Raw genomic sequence first — 3726 nt, 5'->3', positions numbered from 1 at the left:
GGAGGTGCTTGACCAATGTCTGATGAGATTTTTGTCAGTAGTACACTCGATTTGAAATTAAAAGAAGTAATTAATGTAATTGATGGCAAACGTATGGGCAACATAACCGATATCGAAATTGACGTCGAAAGTGGCCGGCTTACCGCGATTGTTGTTCCCGGCGTAGGAAAATTCTTGGGACTCTTTGGACGTAACGAAGATGTAGTTATTCCCTGGGATAAAATTAATAAAATCGGTATGGATGTAATCTTGGTGGAAGCTGGAAATTTCGGCGAGCTTAAGCGGGATTAACCAAAAATCCCTGACCTATGTTGAACCAATACTTAAAAGCTTGATTTTGTATCGCGCTGAGATGATCCCACAGGATCATCTTTTTTTATCTAGAGACTGGCGTTAATGTTTGCGATTCTTTATTGATACCCCTTTAAACCTTGCTAAAATCCATCTGAATAATAAATAGCATCGGCTCAATATTCCATCAAAATACCGCCCCGTTAGGACGGCATTTTTACTAAAAAATCGGTGATCCCTCTAGCAACAGCCCTGGCGAAATCGTCCTGTTTGGTGACCAGCAGGTGTTCATCCTCTGCATTCGATATGAACGCCAACTCAACCAGACAAGCTGCCATATCGGTATTACTAAGTACATATAACCCGCTGATACCGGGCACAGCTTCTTTTAGTCCTCTATCGGTAAGTGGTAACGCAGCTATAATTTGCTTTTGGATATAGTCAGCCAGCGCGTTTCCTTCGGAGGACCCCTGACAATACCAGGTTTCAGTCCCGTCGGCTTTGCTGTCCTTTACGCTGTTACAGTGAATACTCACAAATAAATCTGCACACCATTGATTTGCAGCTTCGACAACTTTAGCTAGGCTATTATTCTGTAAAACCTGAGTTTCACACTCTGCCGATTGCAGATATTTACTCACCAACCCACCTACCTTAGCCACAACATCCGATTCCCGCAGCCCTGTAATCGGATTAACTGCACCCGGATCGGGTTGGCCGTTCGGAGCATGCCCCGGATTAATAAAAATCTTGGACACTCTGTCCCCCCCTTCGCGCCACTAAATTGATTAGTAACTATGCCATTTCCATTAAGGCCAAATATGACAAAATGGCTAATATCTCCCCCATACACCCTAACAATTTCTACATTCTGTAAATTAAAGGAAATCCCTCCATATTACATGATATAATACTTGCTTTTTTTACTTCAGTAAACACCATTCATTTTTTCATCTATGGGAAATACCCGTCACGCTTGTCCATATATGAAAAACCGGATTACCCGGTTGAACTCGGCCGTTGCTCACGCTTTTTGAAATACCCTTCTACCCAGCCTCGTTCAATGGCAGCTTTAATCTCCTGCGGCAATTTTCCTAACGGGTACTGATCTGCAGGATACCAGTTGTCTCCGACTTGACAACCCTTAAATATAAATGTAAGCTCCTTTCTCGCCACCACATCACCCCCATAGATTATATGCAGTATGGCTTAAGAACTTTCCGCTTAATCTTCCTGATCCAGCTTATCAATCAAATGCCGCTTGAGATGCCAAAATGTATTATTATTACAGGAGTTTTTGACAAAAACAAGAAGCTTATAATAAACCCACTTTTTTGGGCAAGCTGTTTCACCAACCTCAAAAAGGAAAACTCAAACGGAGAATGCTCATGGATCAAAGCGCAAGAGGCTTACTTGTCATATCAAAAGTAACTACCGATGCTGCCGTTATATAGATGCATACAAATTGCTCACTCATTATCATAGTAGAAATATAGTGGGATAAAGGAGGTGCAAGATGAAAGTCTCAGTCAACAAAGAATTCTTCTTAGGGCAAGCCCTCCCTATTATTGATTTTGATCGCATTACACTCGCAGCTTATGGGGGTGTTCTGTCTGTCGCCAGTTTTGGGAACACGGTTAACTTCCGGGTACCGGCTGATGTAATTGAGCCGGGGCAGTCTTTTTTAACCTTTGATGAATGGCGCAGTCTTGTTACAAAAATCCAGACAACACCTGGCAACATGGTTAATATTGTTCTGTAAGTCCCGCGAAACATTAAGTGAGGTATATTGAAGCTTGCCAGTGGCAGTGCGAGGGGCAGACGAATTTACTCTTCCTGCAATTCAGAGAGGATGAATTTTTTGCTCTGCTAAACTACAACTGGTACACAAATGAATAATTGCCTTATGTTTAACCAATTGGGAATGGAAAATTACTACGCATAATCAAAGAATCAAACTATTATATGGAGGGCTCATGAACGCAGTTTACGTCCGGGTAAGCTCAGAGGAACAAGCTAAGTCTGGCTATTCACTTGGCGATCAGTTACAGGTTTGTCGAAATCGCCTGATTAGTATGGGATTAACTGCAATTAAAGAATATATTGATGATGGTTACAGTGGCGAATACCTTGACCGGCCTGCCCTCGAAGAGCTTAGAAATGACCTGCGTGCTAAGCTCATTCAAAACATCTGTATCTATGATCCTGATCGGCTAAGTCGTAACCTGACTAACCAACTGCTCATTGCAGATGAAATCGAAAAATCCGGTATCAATCTTTACTTTGTAACCGGCGACTATGATGCCAGCCCGGAGGGCCGTCTTTTTTTCAGCATACGCGGCGCCATCAGCGCTTTTGAAAAAGCAAAGATTCGTGAGCGTACCCAGCGTGGCCGGAAGGCTAAAGCTAACTCAGGGAAAATTGTTCATAACGCCCGGCCATATGGGTATAATTTTGATAAAGAAACCTCAATGTATATTATTAATGATGATGAGGCTCAAGTAGTTCGTAAGATTTACGCTATGTGTATTGAGCAAGGCCTGGGTGCACGGACAATCACATTGGAACTGGCCCGCACGGGGGTTAAAGGCCGTAAAGATGGTAAGCCATTATCAATTAACTGCGTGGAGCGTGTCTTAACCAGAGATATGTATTATGGCCAACATTATCTATTTCGCCAATCAGTCAGCAAAACAGGCCAGAACACGCGGGAAATCACTGATAATCCTCGTGAGGATTGGATCCCAATAACAGTGCCGGCTATCGTAGATTATGAAACATATCAGAGAGCGCAAAAGCAGCGGCAAAAAAACAAGCGCTTTGCGAAGCGCAATACAACCCACGAGTACTTATTACAGGGCATCCTTTACTGTTCCCTGTGCCAACGTTCTATGACCGCCTACGGACGCCCTGGGCAACGTAAAAAGACGGCTCCCAAGATGTATTATTACTATTCATGCATCACAAAAGAATCCGGTAATTATATGCATTTGGAACCTTGTCAATGCCGGAGAATACCATCTAATGAATTCGATGAATCAGTTTGGGATATCTTTGTTAACTCGGCCCAAGGCAGTGATAGTCTAGACCGATACATAAAGCAAGATGTGGCTAAAGATTATTCAAAAGAGATTGACAAATCAACAAGGGCTGAGTTGGATTTATTAAAAAAACGCTCAGAAATTACTAGCTGGTTCCGGGAAGACTTAATCGACGCCGACATGGCCAAGAAAGAGCTTCAAGTTATTAATAGAGAATTAGTTTCTATCGCATCAACTATCACTACTTTGCGTCATGCACAAGACAAGTTAGCCTTTACCGGACCGGCCGTACTCCCTGAAGAAATCTTAGCTGCTAAAACCTTTGCTGATAAACAAGATATTATTCGCAGATCAGACATTAAAATTTATGCTGTACGACGTGATGACTCTGTAG

At 42.5% G+C, this 3726-nt stretch carries 5 protein-coding genes; 3 read left to right on the top strand and 2 right to left on the bottom strand.

The genetic code is table 11. The annotated features are described in order from the left end of the window. The first annotated feature begins 15 nt into the window (after positions 1 to 15). A complete protein-coding gene (locus VN379_RS22005; RefSeq protein ID WP_325537876.1) occupies positions 16 to 291 on the top strand; it encodes a YlmC/YmxH family sporulation protein in 276 nt (91 codons plus the stop codon). 203 nt (positions 292 to 494) lie between these two features. Here VN379_RS22005 and VN379_RS22000 read toward each other — a convergent pair whose 3' ends face one another. Together VN379_RS22000 and VN379_RS21995 are read right to left on the bottom strand one after the other, a co-directional pair. Continuing rightward, positions 495 to 1049 (bottom strand): N-acetylmuramoyl-L-alanine amidase, encoded by a 555-nt coding sequence (locus VN379_RS22000; protein WP_325537875.1) that lies wholly within the window; start codon positions 1047 to 1049, stop codon positions 495 to 497. Positions 1050 to 1290: 241 nt separating this feature from the next. Further along, positions 1291 to 1467 carry a hypothetical protein gene (locus tag VN379_RS21995; protein ID WP_325537873.1) on the bottom strand — a complete coding sequence of 59 codons (177 nt, stop codon included), beginning with the start codon at positions 1465 to 1467 and terminating at the stop codon, positions 1291 to 1293. 340 nt (positions 1468 to 1807) lie between these two features. On the opposite strand from VN379_RS21995, the gene VN379_RS21990 reads away from it, so the two are divergent. Beyond that, the gene (locus tag VN379_RS21990) at positions 1808 to 2053 is read left to right on the top strand and encodes a hypothetical protein (protein WP_325537871.1); all 246 of its coding nucleotides are present in this window, start codon (positions 1808 to 1810) and stop codon (positions 2051 to 2053) included. Positions 2054 to 2267: 214 nt separating this feature from the next. Beyond that, a partial coding sequence (locus VN379_RS21985; protein ID WP_325537869.1) for a recombinase family protein occupies positions 2268 to 3726 on the top strand: 1459 nt, incomplete at its 3' end.

Source organism: Sporomusa sp., from assembly GCF_035561255.1.
Classification (GTDB): domain Bacteria; phylum Bacillota; class Negativicutes; order Sporomusales; family Sporomusaceae; genus Sporomusa.
The sequence above is the reverse complement of the archived record's forward strand: the minus strand, read 5'-3'. Positions and strand labels throughout refer to the sequence as shown.

Coding starts and splice junctions, on each gene's coding strand:
- VN379_RS22005 (WP_325537876.1), top strand. CDS start 16: ATGTCTGATGAGATTTTTGTCAGTAGTACACTCGATTTGAAATTAAAA.
- VN379_RS21990 (WP_325537871.1), top strand. CDS start 1,808: ATGAAAGTCTCAGTCAACAAAGAATTCTTCTTAGGGCAAGCCCTCCCT.